1 protein-coding gene is annotated in these 395 nt (G+C 50.6%); it reads left to right on the forward strand.

All coding sequences use genetic code 11. The features are described from left to right. Positions 1-395: Mu transposase domain-containing protein (locus QWY20_RS18550; RefSeq protein ID WP_407935447.1), on the forward strand; the 395-nt coding region annotated here is incomplete at both ends.

The raw sequence follows: 395 nt of genomic DNA on the forward strand, positions 1-395 counted from the left end.
CAGGATGTGAATACCCGGCCATTTAAACAGTTTAGTGGCAACCGACAAGAATGGTTCGAACAACTGGATAAACCAGCGCTTAGCCGTTTGCCACGCGAGCCGTATCAATATACGGACATCAAAATGGTGAAGCTTAATATCGATTACCATGTGCAATACGGCGAGCACCTGTACTCAGCACCGCATCAGTTAGTCGGCGAGAAACTTGAACTGCACGCCACCGATAACCTGATTACGCTGTACTTCCAAAACAAGCAGATCACCAGCCATCCGCGTATCAATCGCCGCGGCATCAGCACAAAACCCGAGCATATGCCTGTCCGGCATGAGAAGCATCACAAATGGAGCCGTGGACGGCTGATGAACTGGGCGAAAGACATCGGCAATGACACCCT

The organism is Alkalimonas cellulosilytica (genome assembly GCF_036325985.1).
GTDB lineage: Bacteria > Pseudomonadota > Gammaproteobacteria > Enterobacterales > Alteromonadaceae > Alkalimonas > Alkalimonas cellulosilytica.